Origin of the sequence: Streptomyces sp. MMBL 11-1, from assembly GCF_028622875.1 — a bacterium.
In the GTDB taxonomy this organism is placed as follows: domain Bacteria; phylum Actinomycetota; class Actinomycetes; order Streptomycetales; family Streptomycetaceae; genus Streptomyces.
In genome coordinates this window covers 1,304,996-1,323,308 of the sequence record NZ_CP117709.1, presented here as the reverse complement: position 1 = coordinate 1,323,308, position 18,313 = coordinate 1,304,996, and the positions used below count along the sequence as shown (strand labels likewise).

Annotated in this window: 14 protein-coding genes; 11 read left to right on the top strand and 3 right to left on the bottom strand. The window is 73.1% G+C overall.

Annotated features, from left to right (window positions below):
• Position 1 precedes the first annotated feature (1 nt).
• The 4 genes from PSQ21_RS05590 (at position 2) to PSQ21_RS05575 (ending at position 4,902) form a co-directional block, all read left to right on the top strand.
• Positions 2-817: a TlyA family RNA methyltransferase gene (locus PSQ21_RS05590; protein WP_032792126.1), complete on the top strand. Its 816-nt coding sequence runs from the start codon at positions 2-4 to the stop codon at positions 815-817.
• Positions 814-1,719, top strand: coding sequence for an NAD kinase (locus PSQ21_RS05585; RefSeq protein WP_274029291.1), 906 nt, complete (start codon positions 814-816; stop codon positions 1,717-1,719). The genes PSQ21_RS05590 and PSQ21_RS05585 overlap by 4 nt, the downstream gene beginning before the upstream one ends.
• Before the next feature lie 96 nt (positions 1,720-1,815).
• Positions 1,816-3,558 (top strand): DNA repair protein RecN, encoded by a 1,743-nt coding sequence (gene recN / locus PSQ21_RS05580; protein ID WP_274029290.1) that lies wholly within the window; start codon positions 1,816-1,818, stop codon positions 3,556-3,558.
• Positions 3,559-3,804: 246 nt separating this feature from the next.
• Positions 3,805-4,902, top strand: a complete 1,098-nt coding sequence (locus PSQ21_RS05575; protein WP_274029289.1) for a glycosyltransferase family 4 protein — start codon at positions 3,805-3,807, stop codon at positions 4,900-4,902.
• Between the two features lie 32 nt (positions 4,903-4,934).
• Here the strand turns inward: PSQ21_RS05575 and PSQ21_RS05570 are convergent, their stop codons facing one another.
• Together PSQ21_RS05570 and PSQ21_RS05565 are read right to left on the bottom strand one after the other, a co-directional pair.
• The gene (locus PSQ21_RS05570) at positions 4,935-6,560 is read right to left on the bottom strand and encodes a PucR family transcriptional regulator (protein WP_274029288.1); all 1,626 of its coding nucleotides are present in this window, start codon (positions 6,558-6,560) and stop codon (positions 4,935-4,937) included.
• Between the two features lie 132 nt (positions 6,561-6,692).
• Complete coding sequence (locus PSQ21_RS05565; protein ID WP_274029287.1) at positions 6,693-7,037, bottom strand: MerR family transcriptional regulator; 345 nt, start codon at positions 7,035-7,037, stop codon at positions 6,693-6,695.
• Between the two features lie 60 nt (positions 7,038-7,097).
• Here PSQ21_RS05565 and PSQ21_RS05560 point away from each other — a divergent pair, with 60 nt between their 5' ends.
• Entirely contained in the window at positions 7,098-7,904 is an 807-nt protein-coding gene (locus tag PSQ21_RS05560) for an aminotransferase class IV family protein (protein ID WP_274029286.1), read from the top strand.
• Positions 7,905-7,959: 55 nt separating this feature from the next.
• Here the strand turns inward: PSQ21_RS05560 and PSQ21_RS05555 are convergent, their stop codons facing one another.
• Positions 7,960-9,762 (bottom strand): glycoside hydrolase family 15 protein, encoded by a 1,803-nt coding sequence (locus tag PSQ21_RS05555; protein ID WP_274035652.1) that lies wholly within the window; start codon positions 9,760-9,762, stop codon positions 7,960-7,962.
• A gap of 442 nt (positions 9,763-10,204) precedes the next feature.
• Here PSQ21_RS05555 and PSQ21_RS05550 point away from each other — a divergent pair, with 442 nt between their 5' ends.
• The 6 genes from PSQ21_RS05550 (at position 10,205) to PSQ21_RS05525 (ending at position 18,252) form a co-directional block, all read left to right on the top strand.
• Complete coding sequence (locus tag PSQ21_RS05550) at positions 10,205-11,872, top strand: CTP synthase (RefSeq protein ID WP_274029285.1); 1,668 nt, start codon at positions 10,205-10,207, stop codon at positions 11,870-11,872.
• Positions 11,873-11,960: 88 nt separating this feature from the next.
• Entirely contained in the window at positions 11,961-12,587 is a 627-nt protein-coding gene (locus PSQ21_RS05545; protein WP_274029284.1) for an NUDIX domain-containing protein, read from the top strand.
• 226 nt (positions 12,588-12,813) lie between these two features.
• Entirely contained in the window at positions 12,814-14,946 is a 2,133-nt protein-coding gene (locus tag PSQ21_RS05540) for an ATP-binding protein (protein WP_274029283.1), read from the top strand.
• A 143-nt stretch (positions 14,947-15,089) separates the two neighbouring features.
• Positions 15,090-16,205, top strand: coding sequence for an alanine dehydrogenase (gene ald / locus PSQ21_RS05535; protein ID WP_274035651.1), 1,116 nt, complete (start codon positions 15,090-15,092; stop codon positions 16,203-16,205).
• Positions 16,206-16,573: 368 nt separating this feature from the next.
• Positions 16,574-17,692: a ParA family protein gene (locus tag PSQ21_RS05530; RefSeq protein ID WP_097871837.1), complete on the top strand. Its 1,119-nt coding sequence runs from the start codon at positions 16,574-16,576 to the stop codon at positions 17,690-17,692.
• Positions 17,689-18,252, top strand: coding sequence for a hypothetical protein (locus PSQ21_RS05525; RefSeq protein ID WP_274035649.1), 564 nt, complete (start codon positions 17,689-17,691; stop codon positions 18,250-18,252). Before PSQ21_RS05530 ends, PSQ21_RS05525 begins: the two co-directional genes overlap by 4 nt.
• The last annotated feature ends 61 nt before the right edge of the window (positions 18,253-18,313 follow it).

The window sequence follows — 18,313 nt, the reverse complement described above, 5'->3', positions numbered from 1 at the left end:
CGTGGCAGGAGTGGCACGTCGCCGCCTCGACGCCGAGCTGGTACGCCGCAAGCTCGCCCGCTCGCGCGAGCACGCGAGCCAGCTGATCGCCGCGGGGCGCGTCACCGTAGGCCGCACCACCGCGACCAAACCCGCCACCCAGGTCGAGACGGCCGCCGCGATCGTCGTCACCAAGGACGACGGCGACCCGGACTACGTCTCGCGCGGCGGCCACAAGCTGGCCGGGGCGCTCGCCGCGTTCGTGCCGCTCGGCCTGACCGTTCAGGGGCGGCGGGCGCTGGACGCCGGGGCGTCGACCGGCGGCTTCACCGACGTGCTGCTGCGGGCCGGGGCCCGGCAGGTCGTCGCCGTCGACGTCGGCTACGGGCAGCTCGCGTGGTCGCTGCAGTCCGATGAACGGGTCGTCGTCAAGGACCGTACCAACGTGCGTGAGCTGACCTTGGAGGCCATCGACGGGGAGGCGGTGGACCTGGTGGTGGGTGATCTGTCCTTCATCCCGCTGGGCCTCGTACTGCCCGCCCTCGCCCGCTGCGCCGGGCCCGACGCGGACCTGGTCCTCATGGTCAAGCCGCAGTTCGAGGTGGGCAAGGAGCGGCTCGGCAGCGGCGGGGTGGTGCGGAGCCCGGAGCTGCGCGCCGAAGCCGTGCGCGAAGTGGCGCGCCGGGCCTGGGGGCTCGGCCTCGGCGTACGGGGGGTGACGGCCAGTCCGCTGCCCGGCCCGTCGGGGAACGTCGAGTACTTTCTGTGGCTGCGGGCCGGCGCACCTGAGCTGGATCCCGCGGATGTCGACCGTGCAGTGGCGGAGGGGCCTCGTTGACGACGAATGCGGCACGAACAGTCTTCCTTTTGGCGCACACCGGCCGGCCGGCCGCGATCCGCAGCGCGGAGCTTGTGGTGCAGGGGCTGCTGCGCAACGGGCTCGGTGTACGGGTCTCGGCGGCCGAGGCGGCCGATCTGCCGCTGCCGGACACCGTGGAGACGGTCACCGACACCAGCCCCTCCGCCGTGGACGGCTGCGAACTGCTGATCGTCCTCGGCGGTGACGGCACCCTTTTGCGCGGCGCGGAGTTCTCCCGCGCCTCCGGGGTGCCGATGCTCGGCGTCAACCTCGGACGCGTCGGCTTCCTCGCCGAGGCCGAGCGCGACGACCTCGACAAGGTGGTCTCCCGGGTCGTCACCCGCGACTACGAGGTCGAGGAGCGGATGACGATCGATGTCGTCGTGCGCAGCAACGGCGATGTCGTGCACACCGACTGGGCGCTCAACGAGGCGGCCGTGCAGAAGGTGTCGCCCGAGCGGATGCTCGAAGTGGTCCTGGAGATCGACGGCCGGCCGGTCACCGGGTTCGGCTGCGACGGGATCGTCTGCGCGACCCCGACCGGATCGACCGCGTACGCCTTCTCGGCGGGCGGGCCCGTCGTCTGGCCCGAGGTCGAGGCGCTGCTGATGGTCCCGATCAGCGCCCACGCGCTGTTCGCCAAGCCGCTGGTGACCTCGCCCACGTCCGTGCTCGCGGTCGAGGTCCAGCCGCACACCCCGCACGGGGTGCTGTGGTGCGACGGGCGGCGGACCGTGGAGCTGCCCGCCGGGGCGCGGGTCGAGGTGCGGCGCGGTGCGGTGCCCGTACGGCTGGCGCGGCTGCACCAGGCCTCGTTCACCGACCGGCTGGTGGCGAAGTTCGCGCTGCCCGTCTCGGGCTGGCGGGGCGCGCCCCACTGACGGCCCCGAGGACGCCCCCACGGCCCCCGCGACCCTCGGGAGAGTGAATCCCGGAGCGGGGGCCGTCGCGCGTGCGGCCCGGGACCTCGTAAGGTCATGTCCGTGTTGGAGGAGATGCGGATACGGTCGCTCGGAGTCATCGACGACGCGGTGGTGGAGCTGTCACCCGGTTTCACCGCGGTCACGGGTGAGACCGGCGCGGGCAAGACCATGGTCGTCACGAGCCTCGGGTTGCTGCTCGGCGGGCGCGCGGACCCCGCTCTCGTACGGGTCGGGGCCAAGGCCGCGGTCGTCGAGGGCAGGATCACGGTGTCCGAGGGCGACGCGGCGGCGCTGCGGGCCGAGGAGGCCGGGGCGGAACTCGACGACGGCGCGCTGCTCATCAGCCGTACGGTTTCGGCGGAAGGGCGCTCACGGGCCCATCTCGGCGGCAGATCCGTGCCGGTGGGGGTGCTGACCGAGCTGGCGGACGAACTCGTCGCCGTGCACGGCCAGACCGACCAGCAGGGTCTGCTCAAGCCCGCCCGGCAGCGGGGGGCGCTCGACCGGTACGCCGGGGACGGTGTGGCGGTCCCGCACGCCGCGTACACGGAGGCCTACCGGCGGCTGCGGACCGTCGCCGCGACCTTGGAGGAGCTGACCACCCGGGCCCGGGAGCGGGCCCAGGAGGCGGATCTGCTGCGCTTCGGCCTGAACGAGGTCGCCGCCGTCGAGCCGTTGCCGGGCGAGGACGTCGAGCTGGCCGCCGAGGCGGAGCGGCTCGGGCACGCCGAGGCCCTCGCCTCCGCGGCCTCCCTCGCGCACACCGCGCTGGCGGGGAACCCGGAGGATCCGGAGAGCGTCGACGCCACCACCGTGGTCGCCGCCGCCGGGCAGGCCCTGGACGGGGTCCGGGCCCACGATCCGGCGCTGGCCGCGCTGGCCGACCGGATCGGGGAGATCGCCATCCTGATCGCCGACGTCTCCGGCGAGCTGGCCGGGTATGCCGACCAGCTGGAGGCCGACCCGCTGCGGCTGGCCGCCGTGGAGGAGCGCCGGGCCGCGCTGACCGCCCTGACCCGGAAGTACGGCACGGACATCACGGCCGTGCTCGCCTGGGCCCAGGAGGGCGCCGACCGGCTCACCGAACTGGAGGGCGACGACGAGCGCATCGGCGAACTGACCGCGGAGCGCGACGGGCTGCGGGCCGAACTCTCCGTGCTCGGGCAGGCGTTGACCGATGCGCGGACGGAGGCGGCCGCCCGGTTCGCCGAGGCGGTGACGGACGAGCTGGCCTCGCTCGCCATGCCGCACGCCCGGGTCTCGTTCGCCATCCGGCAGACCGAGGCGCCGGACGAGGCGTCCGGCATCGACATCGGCGGGCGCAGCGTCCTCTACGGACCCTCCGGCGCGGACGAGGTCGAGCTGCTGCTCGCCCCGCACCCGGGCGCCCAGCCCCGGCCGATCGCCAAGGGCGCTTCGGGCGGTGAGCTGTCCCGGGTGATGCTGGCGGTCGAGGTCGTCTTCGCGGGTTCGGACCCCGTACCGACGTATCTCTTCGACGAGGTGGACGCGGGTGTCGGTGGCAAGGCGGCGGTCGAGGTCGGCCGGCGTCTCGCCAAGCTCGCCCGGTCCGCGCAGGTGGTGGTCGTGACCCATCTGCCGCAGGTGGCGGCCTTCGCCGACCGGCAGCTGCTGGTCGAGAAGACCGTGGACGGCTCGGTGACCCGCAGCGGTGTCACCGTCCTGGAGGGCGAGGACCGGGTCCGGGAGCTGTCCCGGATGCTGGCGGGGCAGGAGGACTCCGAGACCGCCCGCGCCCACGCCGAGGAGCTGCTGGCCACGGCGCGCGCCGAATAGCCGCTCGTGGCGGCCGCACGGATGCGGGCGGGGGGGCGTCCTCCCGCCCGTACGTGCGTCCGGCGGGCGCCTCTCGACAACCTCGCGCCCTGATATTCACCCGTGAGGGTGGTGCCGCGTGGTCGGTTGTCGCCATGAGCGCGGCAGCAACGTTACGGCGGTCCCAGCACGTGCGTACGGGCTGGCATCCTGGGCGCTGTACGTCACTTCGTCCGCCGACTCCGGAGCCCCGGGGAGCCAATCAACGTGTCACAACTGCATACGGTCCACGTCCTGGGCGGCGGGAGTGCGGGCAGTAGCGCGCACGTCGGTTCGCTGACCGCAGGGCTGGTGGCGCGCGGGGTGCGGGTGACCGTCTGCGCCCCTTCCGCGGTGGACCGCGCCCACGACTTCACGGCGACCGGGGCCCGGTTCCTGCCGGTGCCCCGGCGCAGCGATCCGGCCGCCGTCGCCGCGCTGCGGGCCGCCTGCGCGGGTGCGGACGTCGTCCACGCCCATGGGCTCCACGCGGCCGCCCGTACGGCCCTCGCGCTGAGCGGCCGCGCCGTGCCCCTGGTGATGACCTGGCACACGCGGCGGTACGCGGAAGGCGCCCGCCGTCAGATCCTGCACCTGCTGGAAAGGCGCGCCGCACGGGCGGCGGCCGTGGTCCTCGCCCCCTCGTCCGATCTGGTGGACCGGGCCCGCGCGCGGGGCGCCCGCGACGCCCGGCTCGCCCCCGTCACCGTCCCGCTCCCGCGCCCGGCCGGTGCCGGCGACGCGGACAAGATGCGGGCCGAACTGGGCGCGGTGGGGCGGCCGTTGCTGATGGCCGTCGGCAGCCTCGTACCGCATCACGGCTTCGGCTTCCTGCTGGACGCGGCCCGCGTCTGGCGGCGTCTGGACCCCGCGCCGCTGGTCGTCATCGCGGGCGAGGGGCGCGACCGGGACGCTCTGCAACGGCGGATCACGGACGAGGAGTTGCCTGTGGTCCTCATCGGATGCCGCGGCGGCGTGGGGGAGTTGCTCGCCGCCGCCGATCTGGCCGTGCTGCCGAGCCGGTGGGAGGGCCGCCCCCCGCTGGCGCAGGAGGCGCTGCGCGCAGGGGTGCCGCTCGTCGCCACCGCGGTCGGCGGCGTCCCCGAACTGGTCGGCGAGGCCGCCGCACTGGTGCCCTACGGCAACGCCGAGGCCCTCGCCGGCACGGTCGTGAGGCTGCTCGGGAACCCGGTGGAGCGCGCCCGGCTGGCCGAGGCCGGTCGGGCGCAGGCGAAGGGCTGGCCCACCGAGGATGACACGATCGCCCATGTGCTCAGCGTCTACGACGAGTTGGCGCAGCCGCTGGCGACGGGACGGGGGCGCTGAGGAGGCGGGCTCCAGGGCCTGCTCTCAGGCTCTCAGGACGTGTGACGGCGGGCCCGCAGCGCCAGGCTCAGCGCCAGCACCGTCTGCGGGTCGTCCAGGTCCGTGCCCAGCAGTTCGCCGATCCGGGCGAGGCGGTTGTAGAGCGTCTGACGGTTGAGGTGCAGCTCACGGGCGGTCTCCGCCTTGCGGCCCGCGTGCTCCAGATACGCCTGGAGCGTCGGGAGCAGCGGCGGGCGCGAGGTGCGGTCGTGCTCGCGCAGCGGACCGATCGCCCGGTTCACGAACGCCGCCAGGTCCGGATGGTCCCGCAGCCGCCACAGCAGCAGGTCGATGTCGAGGCGCCGGGCGTCGTACCAGGGCCGGTCGTCCAGGCCCTGCGCGGCCGTCGCCGTCTCCGACGCGTGCCGCAGCCCCGCGCCCGCGGCGGCCCAGCCGCCCGCGACGCCCACCACGACCACCGGCGGCCGCGATCCGGCGCGGTCGAGGCCCGCCCGCTCCACCCCTGCCCGCAGCGCCACCGCCAGCCGGTCCGCGACCGCGGTGCGCTCGCCCTCCGAGCGCAGCCCGATCAGCAGCGGAACCCGCCCCTCCACGGGCCGTACACCGAGCAGCACCGGTACCCCGACCGAGGCCAGCTCCTCCAGGACCGCACGGGCCAGCACCGCCCAGTTGCCCGACGGGGACAGCTCGGGGGCCAGCCGCATCACCACCGGGAGCAGCGAAGTGCCGCCGGGCCGGAAGCCGAGCACCCGGGCCTGGGCGGGGGCGTCCTCCGGGGCGATCCGGCCCTCCGCGAGGTCGGTGAGGAAGTCGCCCCGGCCCCGGGCCGCCAGCTCCTCCTCCTGCCGGGCCTGCATCAGCACGACGGCGAGCAGCCCCGCCGCGCGCTCCACCGCCATCCGGTGCACGGCCGCCAGCGGCCCGGCCACCGCGAGCAGCACCAGCCGGGCCCGTACCGCACCGGTCTCGGGCCCGCCGCCGTCCACGTCCACCAGCACCGCACCGGCCGGCGGGCTCTCCCTGGCCGCCCGGTCGCCGCGCATGCCCTCCCAGACCTGGAGCGGGTCCGCGCCCACCGGGCCGGTCCCGGTGGACGCCGCGTACAGGAGCCGGCCGTCGGGCGTCTCCAGGAAGACCGGGTTGGCGGTGAAGTCGGCGAGGATCCCGAGGACCTGGGGCACCCCGCCCCCGTCGAGCAGCGCCCGGGTGGCGCGCCGGTGCACCTCCTCCGCCTGCTGGAGCAGCGCGTAGTGCCCGTTGACGATCTCGGTGTGCACCTCCTCGGTCACCGCGACGAACGGCACCTCGCGGTGCAGCTGGACCAGCGGAAGACCGGCCGCGCGGGCGGCGTCCACGATGGAGGCGGGCAGCCGGCCGAAGCGCGGGCCCAGCTCCACCACCAGGGCGGCGATGGACCGGTCGGCGAGACGGCGGACGAAGGCGCGCTGTTCGGCGGGGCGGGCGCCCAGGCCCAGGCCGGTCGTCAGGAGCAGCTCACCGCCCTTGAGGAGGGAGGCGATGTTCGGGACCTCGCCCGCGTGCACCCAGCGCACCGTACGGTTCAGCCGGTCGGCGCCGGCCACCACTTCGGGGAGTCCGGCGCGCAGCCCGGGCAGCTCCAGCGCCCGCTGCACGGTGATTCCGCTGTGGCTCTCCACGTACCGGCCCGCTTCCGTAGTGCCGTGCCCGTCGATCGGGCGGTCGTCCAGTTCAGGACGCTACCGCCCGGGCCTCGGGACGCGCACCGCAGGGGAGGAGCGCGGACGCGCCGACGCACCGGCCCGGACCGGTCAGGGCTTTGTCAGCAACCCCGCGAGCGTGCCCCGGCTGCTCCGCAGCGCCTCGATCCGGTCGTCCAGCACCGCCAGCTCCCCGCCGAGGATCTCCCGCAGCTCCGCGCACCAGTCGAACCCGGGCTCCTCGCCCCGGGCACACGGCAGCACCTGAGCGATCACCTCGGTGGACAGGCCCGCCCGCAGCAGCGCGCGGATCTGCGTGACGGTCACCACGGCCTCCTCGTCGTAGGCGCGATAGCCGTTCGCGCCCCGCCCGGCCGACAACAGCCCCTGCGCCTCGTAGTACCGCAGCGACCGCGCGCTGACGCCCGTCCGCCGCGACAACTCCCCGATCAGCATGTGCCCGCGACCCGTTCCCTCTTGACCTTGTCACCGGTGTCAGGCCCTAACGTCCGGGCCATGGACGAAGATTCCCCGTACATCGTGCACCTGGACGGCCGCACGGCCACCACCGACGACCTCGCGCCGCTCGCCTTCGCGGGCCACGCCCACTTCACCGCCGTACAGGTCCGCGGCGGCCGGGTCCGCGGTCTCGACCTCCACCTGGAGCGGCTGAGGTCCGCTTCGGCGGAGCTGTTCGGCCGGGATCTGCCCGAGGACCTGGTGCGCTCACGGCTGCGTACGGCGCTCCGTGACGGGCCGGCCGATCTTTCGCTGACGGTCACGGTGTTCTCCCCGGCGGGCGAGTTCACCGCCGCCGACGCCGAACCGGCGCTCCTCGTGCGCACCGGCCCGGCGTCGTCCGGCCCCGGCGGTCCGCTCGCCCTGGCCGCCGTCCGGCACGACCGGTTCCAGCCGCACATCAAGCACGTCGGCGAGCCGGCCAAGACGCATCTGCTCCGCAGGGCCGTCGCCGACGGCTTCGACGACGCCGCCTTCCTGGACGGGGAGGGCCGGTTCAGCGAGGCGACGATCTGGAACCTGGCCTTCTGGGACGGCGATTCGGTGCTGTGGCCCCGGGCCCGCCTGCTGACCGGGACGACCATGGGCATCGTCCGGCGGCAGCTGGACCGGCTCGGAGTGGGACAGCGGACCGTCGCGATCACCCCCGACGACCTGCCCGCCCTCGCCGGCGCGGTCGTCATGAACTCCTGGACGCCGGGCGTGCCCGTCCACCGGATCGGCGCGGTCGAGCTGCCGCCCGCCCCGCCGTTCCTGGACCTGCTCCACCGGGCGTACGAGGCCGAACCGCTCACCACCCCCTGAACGTGCGAAGGCCGCCCCGGAGAGCCCGGGGCGGCCACGCGTACCGTCGGCGGGATCAGCCGACGTACGCGCCGCTCGCCGTCAGCCGCAGAGCCGTGTCGATCAGCGGGACGTGGCTGAACGCCTGCGGGAAATTCCCCACCTGGCGCTGGAGGTTGGAGTCCCACTCCTCGGCCAGCAGCCCCAGGTCGTTGCGGAGCGCCAGCAGCTTCTCGAACAGCTGGCGCGCCTCGTCGACCCGGCCGATCATCGCGAGGTCGTCGGCCATCCAGAACGAGCAGGCCAGGAACGCGCCCTCGTCGCCCGCCAGACCGTCGACGCCCGCGTCCTCGCCCTCCGTCGGGTAGCGCAGGATGAAGCCGTCCTCCGTGGACAGCTCCCGCTGGATCGCCTCGATCGTGCCGATGACCCGCTTGTCGTCCGGCGGCAGGAAGCCCATCTGCGGGATGAGCAGCAGGGAGGCGTCCAGCTCCTTCGACCCGTAGGACTGGGTGAAGGTGTTGCGCTCCTCGTCGTAGCCGCGCTCGAGGACGTCCCGGTGGATGTCGTCGCGGAGCTGGTACCACCGCTCCAGCGGACCTTCGACGTCCCCGGACTCGACCAGCTTGATCGTCCGGTCGACCGCGACCCACGCCATCACCTTCGAGTGCACGAAGTGCCGGCGCGGCCCGCGCACCTCCCAGATGCCCTCGTCGGGCTCCTCCCAGTGCTTCTCCAGATACTCGATCAGCTTGAGCTGGAGGCCCATGGCGTAGTCGTTGCGGGTCAGACCCGTCATGTGCGCCAGGTGCAGCGCCTCGGTGACCTCGCCGTACACGTCGAGCTGGAGCTGGTTGGCCGCGCCGTTGCCGACCCGGACCGGGCCGGAGTTCTCGTAACCGGGCAGCCAGTCCAGCTCCGCCTCGCCGAGCTCGCGCTCGCCGGCGATGCCGTACATGATCTGCAGGTTCTCCGGGTCGCCCGCCACCGCCCGCAGGAGCCACTCGCGCCAGGCGCGGGCCTCCTCCCGGTATCCGGTGCGCAGCAGCGAGGAGAGGGTGATCGCGGCGTCCCGCAGCCAGGTGTAGCGGTAGTCCCAGTTCCGTACGCCCCCGATCTCCTCGGGCAGCGAGGTGGTCGGGGCCGCGACGATGCCGCCGGTCGGCGCGTACGTGAGGGCCTTCAGCGTGATGAGGGAGCGGACGACCGCCTCCCGGTAGGGCCCGTGGTACGTACACTGGTCGACCCATTCGCGCCAGAACAGCTCGGTCGCCTCCAGGGACCCCTCGGGCTCGGGGAGGGCGGGCGGCTCGTGGTGCGAGGGCTGCCAGCTGATCGTGAACGCCACCCGGTCGCCGGGGCCGACGGTGAAGTCGGAGTAGGTGGTCAGGTTCTTGCCGTAGGTGTCCGCCTCGGTGTCCAGCCAGACGGAGTCCGGACCGGCGACGGCGACCGTCCGGTTGTCGACCTTGTGCACCCAGGGCGTCACCCGGCCGTAGCTGAAACGCATCCGCAGCTCCGAGCGCATCGGCACCCGGCCGCTGACGCCCTCCACGATCCGGATGAGCTGCGGTGCGCCGTCCCGCGGGGGCATGAAATCGGTCACCCGTACGGTGCCGCGCGGCGTGTCCCACTCCGATTCGAGGACGAGGGAGTCGCCGCGGTAGCGCCGCCGGTCGGCGAAGGCCGGTTCTGTTCCTTCCGCTCTCGCGGGGCCCATGCGCCAGAAGCCGTGTTCCTCGGTGCCCAGAAGCCCCGCGAACACGGCGTGCGAGTCGAAGCGGGGCAGGCACAGCCAGTCGGCTGTGCCGTCCCGGCAGACCAGGGCGGCGGTCTGCATGTCTCCGATGAGTGCGTAATCCTCGATGCGCCCGGCCACGTGCGTCTCCAGTCGAACGGCCATGTCGCCCCTTCACAGGGCGCTTACTGCGGTCAAGAGGGGTCGTAGGGTCTTTCACCCGGGAAGAATCCGACGAGTCCTGTACCGGTGGGCGGCCTGGGTGGTCCGCCGCCCGGCCGTCTCGGCAGCGAGTGTTTGAGCAGGATACGACGCAAGGCGAAGATCCGCGCGACGGTCTCGGCAACATCTCCGGGCCGATCGGGTGCGGCGTGAAGTGCTGGAGGTGATGGTGTGACTCCGGTGTGGAGGGTGTGGCCGGAAGCAGCCTCCCGTCGTCGCTGTTACCCTGGTAGCCCGTGGACCGGTGGTCGTTCGCGACAGCGCACGAGGCCCCCGAACCGCAGCGACGGCCCCCCCGGAATCCCCGGTCGGGCGGCCGGTACGCACCTCAGAATCGCGACCACGGGAGCCCCCTTTGGCTATGCAGCCCACATCCACGACGACCAAGCACATCTTCGTCACCGGGGGTGTCGCCTCCTCCCTCGGCAAGGGTCTGACTGCCTCCAGCCTGGGTGCCCTGCTCAAGGCACGTGGCCTGCGGGTCACCATGCAGAAGCTCGACCCCTACCTCAACGTCGACCCCGGCACGATGAACCCCTTCCAGCACGGTGAGGTGTTCGTCACCAACGACGGCGCCGAGACCGACCTGGACATCGGCCACTACGAGCGCTTCCTCGACGTCGACCTCGACGGCTCCGCCAACGTGACGACCGGCCAGGTCTACTCGCAGGTCATCGCCAAGGAGCGGCGCGGCGAGTACCTGGGCGACACCGTCCAGGTCATCCCGCACATCACCAACGAGATCAAGCACCGTATCCGCCGCATGGCCGCCGACGACGTGGACGTCGTCATCACGGAGGTCGGCGGCACGGTCGGCGACATCGAGTCGCTGCCGTTCCTGGAGACCGTCCGCCAGGTCCGCCACGAGGTCGGCCGGGACAACGTCTTCGTCGTCCACATCTCGCTGCTGCCGTACATCGGCCCCTCCGGCGAGCTGAAGACCAAGCCCACCCAGCACTCGGTGGCCGCCCTGCGCAACATCGGTATCCAGCCGGACGCCATCGTGCTGCGCGCCGACCGTGAGGTCCCCACGGCCATCAAGCGCAAGATCTCGCTGATGTGCGACGTCGACGAGACCGCCGTGGTGGCCTGCCCGGACGCCCGGTCGATCTACGACATCCCCAAGGTGCTGCACACCGAGGGCCTGGACGCCTACGTCGTGCGCAAGCTCGACCTGCCGTTCCGGGACGTCGACTGGACCACCTGGGACGATCTGCTGGACCGGGTCCACAACCCCGACCACGAGGTCACCGTCGCGCTGGTCGGCAAGTACATCGACCTGCCCGACGCCTACCTCTCGGTCACCGAGGCCATCCGGGCCGGCGGCTTCGCCAACAGGGCCCGGGTCAAGGTCAAGTGGGTCACCTCCGACGACTGCCGCACCGCGGCCGGCGCCGCCGAACACCTCGGCGACGTCGACGCCGTCTGCATCCCGGGCGGCTTCGGCGAGCGCGGTGTCGACGGCAAGGTCGGCGCCATCCGCTACGCCCGTGAGAACAAGGTCCCGCTGCTCGGCCTCTGCCTCGGCCTCCAGTGCATCGTGATCGAGGCGGCCCGTTCGCTCGCCGAGATCCCCGACGCCAACTCCACCGAGTTCGACGCCGCCACCTCCCACCCCGTCATCTCGACGATGGAGGAGCAGCTCGCCTACGTCGAGGGCGCGGGCGACCTGGGCGGCACCATGCGGCTCGGCCTCTACCCGGCCAAGCTCGCCGAGGGCTCCCTCGTCCGCGAGGCCTACGACGGCCAGCCGTACGTGGAGGAGCGCCACCGCCACCGCTACGAGGTCAACAACACCTACCGGGCCGAGCTGGAGAAGAAGGCCGGTCTGGTCTTCTCCGGCACCTCCCCGGACAACAAGCTCGTCGAGTACGTCGAGTACCCGCGCGAGGTCCACCCCTACCTGGTCGCCACCCAGGCGCACCCGGAGCTGCGCTCCCGCCCGACCCGCCCGCACCCGCTCTTCGCGGGTCTGGTGAAGGCCGCCGTCGCGCGCCAGGTCGCCGCCGCCGGGGGCGCGGACGCGTAACACCGAGGCATTACGGTTGACCGGGGTACGGATCCTGTGCGGATCGGTGCCCCGGTTTCCGTTGGTTCGTGGGAGGACGTGGACGTACATGGGTATCCAGGACAAGCCCGAGGAGTGGCAGGTCACCGCGAGCGTGACCCCCTTCACCGGCAACAAGACCAGCGTCCGCACCGACCAGGTGGTGATGCCCGACGGATCCGTCCACGGCCGTGACTACCAGGTCCACCCCGGCTCCGTGGCCGTCCTCGCGCTCGACGACGACGACCGGGTCATCGTGCTGCGCCAGTACCGCCACCCGGTGCGCCACCGGCTCTGGGAGATCCCGGCCGGACTGCTCGACGTCCCCGGCGAGAACCCCCTGCACGCCGCTCAGCGCGAGCTGTACGAGGAGGCGCACGTCAAGGCCGAGGACTGGCGGGTGCTGACCGACGTCTACACCACGCCCGGCGGCTGCGACGAGGCCGTGCGCGTCTTCCTCGCCCGCGGTCTCTCCGAAGCGGAGGGCGAGCGGTACGCGGTCGCCGAGGAGGAGGCCGACATGGAGCACGCCCGGGTGCCGCTGCCCGAGCTGGTCCGCTCGGTGATCGCGGGGGACCTGCACAACAACTGCCTGGTCGTCGGGGTGCTCGCGCTCTCCGCCGTACGCGCGGGCGACGGCGTCGACTCGCTGCGCCCCGCCGAGGCGCCCTGGCCGGCCCGGCCCTTCGAGGCCTGACGGGCCGTCGGTCTGACGGGCCGTCCACCGCCGCGCGCCGCACCCCCGATCGGGCGATCGCAGAGGCTGGCGATCGTAAAGAATGAAGAAATGCTGATCCGATCGGGGGATGTTCCTCGTGCTCCGAGCCACTCCGCAGTGATCGTCGTCACGGCTGAACTACGCTCGAAACGCACCCGGCCGGAGTTCCGGCGGGTACCGCGTGCAGCGAAGTGGAGCGTGGCTCGTGACCGATCAGGCGGTGGACACCAGCGGCCCGGCGAAGGCCCCCGGGACCGAGGAGCCGTCCGGCACCGCACCGCCCCGATTCTTCGGCCGCGAACGTGAGTTGAAGGCTCTGCGGGCGGACATCGAGCGCGCCGGCCTCGACACCCTGGCCGGCCGCAAGGCCCCCCGCGCCCGGGTCCTGCTCATCGCCGGCCGGCCCGGATCGGGCCGCAGCGCGCTCGCCGGGGAGCTGGCCGGAGCGCTCACCGGAACCGATGCCGCCGGGGCGGCCGCGGCCGCCCCGGGCGTACTGCCCTGGGCCGTTCCCGGTACGGGCTCCGGCGACTACCCCGACGGGGTGCTCCGGGTCGGCCTCACCGACCCCGGCGGCGGACGCGTCCCCACCGAACGCACCGCGGGCGAGATCCTCGGCCTCCTCGGGGTGGCGGTCCCGCCCGGCGCCGATCAGGACGAACTGTCCGAGATGGTCCGCGAGGCCCTCGCCGTACGCCGGCTCGTCCTGGTCCTCGACGACGCGGCCGACGCCGAACAGGTCGACCCGCTGCTCCCGGAGCATCCGGACTGCCTGGTCCTCGCCACCGCGACCGGACCGCTGACCGGCATCCCCGACGTACGGCCCTGCACCCTCGGCGGACTGGAGGCGGGCGCGGCGGTGCGGCTGCTCGCCCGCGTCATCGGGCAGGTCCGCATCACCGTCGACCCCCGCACCGCGGAGACCCTGGCCGAGGAGTGCGGGGGCCAGCCCGCGGCGCTCGCCCTGATGGGCGGCCTGCTCGCCGCGCACCCCATGGCCTCGGTCGCCGACGTCGCCAAGCAGTTGCACGAGCTGCCCGACCCCGGCGACAACCTGCCCACCGGAGCGCGCCCGCTGGCCCGGGCGTTCCGGCTCGTCCATGACTCCCTGCCGGGGACCGCCGCCCGGATACTGCGCCTGCTGGCCCTCGCCCCCGCCGGGCTCGCCGACGCCCACACGGCCTCCGCGCTGGCCGGCTGCTCGGTCTCCGCCGCCCGCGCCACCCTCGACGACTTCGTGAAGCGCGGACTGCTGCGGACGGACGGCGCGGTCCACCCCCAGTACGCGGTGCCCGGCTGCCTCGCCCCGATGCTGCGGGCCCTCCTGGAGGACCGGGACCGGCCGGCCGAGATCCAGCTCGCCCGCGCCCGGATGCTGGAGCGGACCGTGCGCCGGCTCCAGTCCTGCCGGGCGGTCACCGAGCCGGAGGGCTCCACCGCCCGCCGCAAGCTCGCCGGCCTTCCCCGCTCGCTGCGCTTCCCGAACGCGGACGAGGCGGGCGCGTGGCTGCGGGTCCGCCAGCCCGCCCTGCTCGCCTCGGCCCGCCTCGCCGTGGCGGACGGCGAGCTCGACACCCTGGCGCGGCGGCTGGTGGCGGCCCTGGTGCGGGCGCTGGCCGCGCACCGGGGGACGGAGGAGGCCGCCCCCGAGCTGTACGGGCTGCACGGTCTGGTGCTGGACGTGGCGCTGCGCCGGGAGCTGCCCCGTGAGCAGGCGGCCGCACTGCTCAATCTCGCGGATCTGGACGCCCGCACCGGCCGCACCCGCGACGCGCTGACCCGCTACCGGGCCGCGCTGGACGCGGGAAAGGCGGCGAAGGACCTGTACGCCACCGGGCGCGCGATGGAATCCGTGGGCGGCGCGTACGAGGAGCTGGGGGACTACCACCGGGCCGCCGACTGGTACGGCCGGGCGCTCTCCCAGCGCCTGACCCAGGGGGAGCGCGCCGACGAGGCCCGGCTGTACGGGCGGCTCGGGGCGGTCCACACGTACGCCGGGCGCTACGGCGAGGCGCTGCGGAACTGGCGCGCCGCCGCGGCGGGCCGGCGCAGGCTCGGAGATCCGGCGGGCCAGGCGCGGGCGCTGAGTGAGGCGGCCCGGGTCCAGGAGTACGCGGGCCGGCCGCACGATTCGCTCCAGACCTGCCGGGAGGCCGTCGACCTGGCCCGGCGCGCCGGTGACGTGCGGCTTCAGGCGGCGCTCCAGCTGCGGCTCGCCGACACGCTGGACCGGCTCGGGGACCCCGCGGCGGCCGGGCTGCACCGGGGTGCGGCCGACAGATTGCTGGGCGAGGAGCCCTCTGCCTACGAAATCCGCAGTGCTTCGACGGAAAATTGATCCTTTGTAAGGCTAGACAGCGCGAAGTCCTTCATTAGACTGGCTCTGCCGCGTTCCTTCGTGGCGTCTCCATTTATGCTGTATATGTCCGGGTGTGCACCATTCTGCCCGGATGACCCTCCGAGCCAAGGACCGTGATCGACGTGAAGGTCGGCATCCCCCGCGAAGTCAAGAACAACGAGTTCCGGGTGGCGATCACCCCTGCCGGAGTGCATGAGCTCGTCCGCCACGGCCACCAGGTCGTCATCGAGCACGACGCCGGCGTCGGCTCGTCCATCCCGGACGAGGAGTACGTCGCCGCCGGCGCGCAGATCCTGCCCACCGCCGACGAGGTCTGGGCCGCCGCCGACCTGCTGCTGAAGGTCAAGGAGCCGGTCGCCGAGGAGTACCACCGCCTCCGCAAGGACCAGACCCTCTTCACGTACCTGCACCTCGCCGCCTCCCGCGAGTGCACCGACGCGCTGCTGGCCTCCGGCACCACCGCCATCGCCTACGAGACGGTCGAGACCGCGAACCGCGCCCTCCCGCTGCTCGCCCCGATGTCCGAGGTCGCGGGCCGCCTCGCCCCGCAGGTCGGCGCGTACCACCTGATGCGCTCCGTCGGCGGTCGCGGCGTGCTGCCCGGTGGTGTCCCCGGCACCGCGGCGGGCAGGGCCGTCGTCATCGGCGGAGGCGTCTCCGGCTGGAACGCCACGCAGATCGCCGTGGGCCTCGGCTTCCACGTCACGCTGCTCGACCGTGACATCAACAAGCTGCGCGAGGCCGACAGGATCTTCGGCACCAAGGTGCAGACCGTCGTCTCCAACGCCTTCGAACTGGAGAAGGCCGTCGTCGAGGCCGACCTCGTCATCGGCGCCGTGCTGATCCCCGGAGCCAAGGCCCCGAAGCTGGTCACCAACGAGCTCGTCGCCAAGATGAAGCCCGGAAGTGTACTTGTCGACATCGCAATCGACCAGGGTGGCTGCTTCGAGGACTCGCGTCCGACGACCCACGCCGAGCCGATCTTCCGGGTCCACGACTCGGTCTTCTACTGCGTCGCCAACATGCCCGGCGCGGTGCCCCACACCTCCACCTACGCGCTCACCAACGCGACGATGCCCTACATCGTGGAGCTCGCGAACCGCGGCTGGGCCGACGCCCTGCGCCGCGACGCCGCTCTCGCCAAGGGGCTCAACACCCATGAGGGCCAGGTGGTTTACCGCGAGGTGGCCGAGGCGCACGGTCTCCCGCACGTCGAGCTGAGCACGCTCCTCGGCTGACGGGTCAATCCCCTCCGTCAACATCGCACGTCCGGCCGGACCTTGCCGAGCAAGGTCCGGCCGGACGCGTATCGGGCCCGGTGAGGCCCTTGCGCAACTCGCGCCGAACGTAACCCTTTACCCGTTTCGCGCAGCGGTGAAATGTGCGGCTTGGTCGCTGTGCACCCTTGACAGCGAGGCGTTCGATTGCCGACACATCGGGCCGGGTCCGGCGGATTGTGTTGCTGCGAACCGGTGACACGCCATAGAGTCGCCAATCGTCGGCATGGTGCCACGCTGACCTATCGATAAGTTTCCTGGTCACGTCCAAGGAGGTAAGACGACTTGTGAATGAGTCGACAATTACTCCCGGGGGTGGTCAACCAGGGATGCCCGCACGGGGTCTGAGCCCGATCGGGCTCGAAGCTGTCGGCTCCGTCGCTGTCCGCACCTTCGCCACCCAACAGCACATGACGACAGCCCCCCAGATGATGGACGGCCTACACGTGAACGCCACGGCCGGCAACGAGAGCAGCCGGGACACCGACCGCTTCGCCGACTTCGCCGAGGTGCCCGAGGGGCACTTCTACGACCCCGACGCCGAGTACGAGCCCGATCCGGAGTACGCGGCCACCCTCGCGCCCGACGCCGCGCGTCAGCGCCGCGAGCGCATCGGCCCGACCGGACGGCCCCTGCCGTACTTCCCGATCCCGGGCCCCCTGACCGACCACGGCCCCGCGAAGATCATCGCGATGTGCAACCAGAAGGGCGGCGTGGGCAAGACCACGTCGACCATCAACCTGGGCGCCGCGCTCGCGGAGTACGGACGCCGGGTCCTGCTCGTCGACTTCGACCCGCAGGGCGCCCTCTCCGTCGGTCTCGGGGTCAACCCGATGGAGCTCGACCTCACCGTCTACAACCTGCTCATGGAGCGGGGCATGGCGGCCGACGACGTCCTGCTCAAGACGGCGGTCCCCAACATGGACCTGCTGCCGAGCAACATCGACCTCTCCGCGGCCGAGGTGCAGCTCGTCAGCGAGGTGGCCCGCGAGTCCACGCTGCAGCGCGCCCTGAAGCCGCTGATGGCCGACTACGACTACATCGTGATCGACTGCCAGCCCTCGCTCGGCCTGCTCACCGTGAACGCCCTGACGGCCGCTCACAAGGTCATAGTGCCGCTCGAGTGCGAGTTCTTCGCGCTGCGCGGGGTGGCGCTGCTCACCGAGACCATCGAGAAGGTCCAGGAGCGGCTCAACCCGGAGCTGGAGCTCGACGGCATCCTCGCCACCATGTACGACTCCCGCACGGTGCACAGCCGCGAGGTCCTGGCGCGCGTCGTCGAGGCCTTCGACGAGCACGTCTACCACACGGTCATCGGGCGCACGGTGCGCTTCCCGGAGACCACGGTCGCCGGTGAGCCCATCACCACCTACGCCTCCAACTCGGTCGGCGCAGCCGCCTATCGCCAGCTCGCCAGGGAGGTGCTCGCCCGGTGTCACGTCGAGTGAGTCTGCCGGGGGCCGACGAGCTGTTCCGTACCACCGGAGGCGGGATGGGCCTCCAGTCGTCCTCCCCGGCGGAGCGGCGGCGCAAGGCGAACGGCGAGCCGCGGGTGCCCGCGCCCGCCGGGGAGAGCGATCCCACCGGCCAGGCCCCGCCCGCCGACCGTGAGGAGCACACCGCGGCCGCCGTCGACGGCGGCGACGCGCGCGGCCGGGGAGAGGGCGAGCGTCCTCCGTCCGCCAAGGCCGTGTCCGGCGAGCGCCCCGCGTCCTCGGCCACCCCGGCCGAGCAGCCCCCGGCGGTCCAGCAGCAGCGCAGGCGCGGCGGCGGACGCGGTGCCAACCGCCGCCCCAGCGGCCGGGAACGACACGACGAGAAGATCACGGTCTACGTCTCCGCCGAGGAGCTGATGGACCTCGAACACGCCCGGCTCGTCCTGCGCGGCGAACACGGCCTCGCCGTGGACCGGGGCCGCATCGTCCGCGAGGCGGTGGCGGTGGTCCTGGCCGACCTGGAGTCCCGGGGCGACGCGAGCATCCTCGTACGGCGGCTGCGGGGCCGCTGAGCGGCACGGCGCGGGTAGCCTGCCCCGCAGGACCCGCCGCCCGGCGGGACCCGCCCGCGCC

Coding starts and splice junctions, on each gene's coding strand:
- PSQ21_RS05545 (WP_274029284.1), top strand. CDS start 11,961: ATGGGTATCCAGGACAAGCCCGAGGAGTGGCAGGTCACCGCGAGCGTG.
- PSQ21_RS05530 (WP_097871837.1), top strand. CDS start 16,574: ATGCCCGCACGGGGTCTGAGCCCGATCGGGCTCGAAGCTGTCGGCTCC.
- recN (WP_274029290.1), top strand. CDS start 1,816: ATGTCCGTGTTGGAGGAGATGCGGATACGGTCGCTCGGAGTCATCGAC.
- PSQ21_RS05560 (WP_274029286.1), top strand. CDS start 7,098: ATGGACGAAGATTCCCCGTACATCGTGCACCTGGACGGCCGCACGGCC.
- PSQ21_RS05550 (WP_274029285.1), top strand. CDS start 10,205: ATGCAGCCCACATCCACGACGACCAAGCACATCTTCGTCACCGGGGGT.
- PSQ21_RS05565 (WP_274029287.1), bottom strand. CDS start 7,037: ATGCTGATCGGGGAGTTGTCGCGGCGGACGGGCGTCAGCGCGCGGTCG.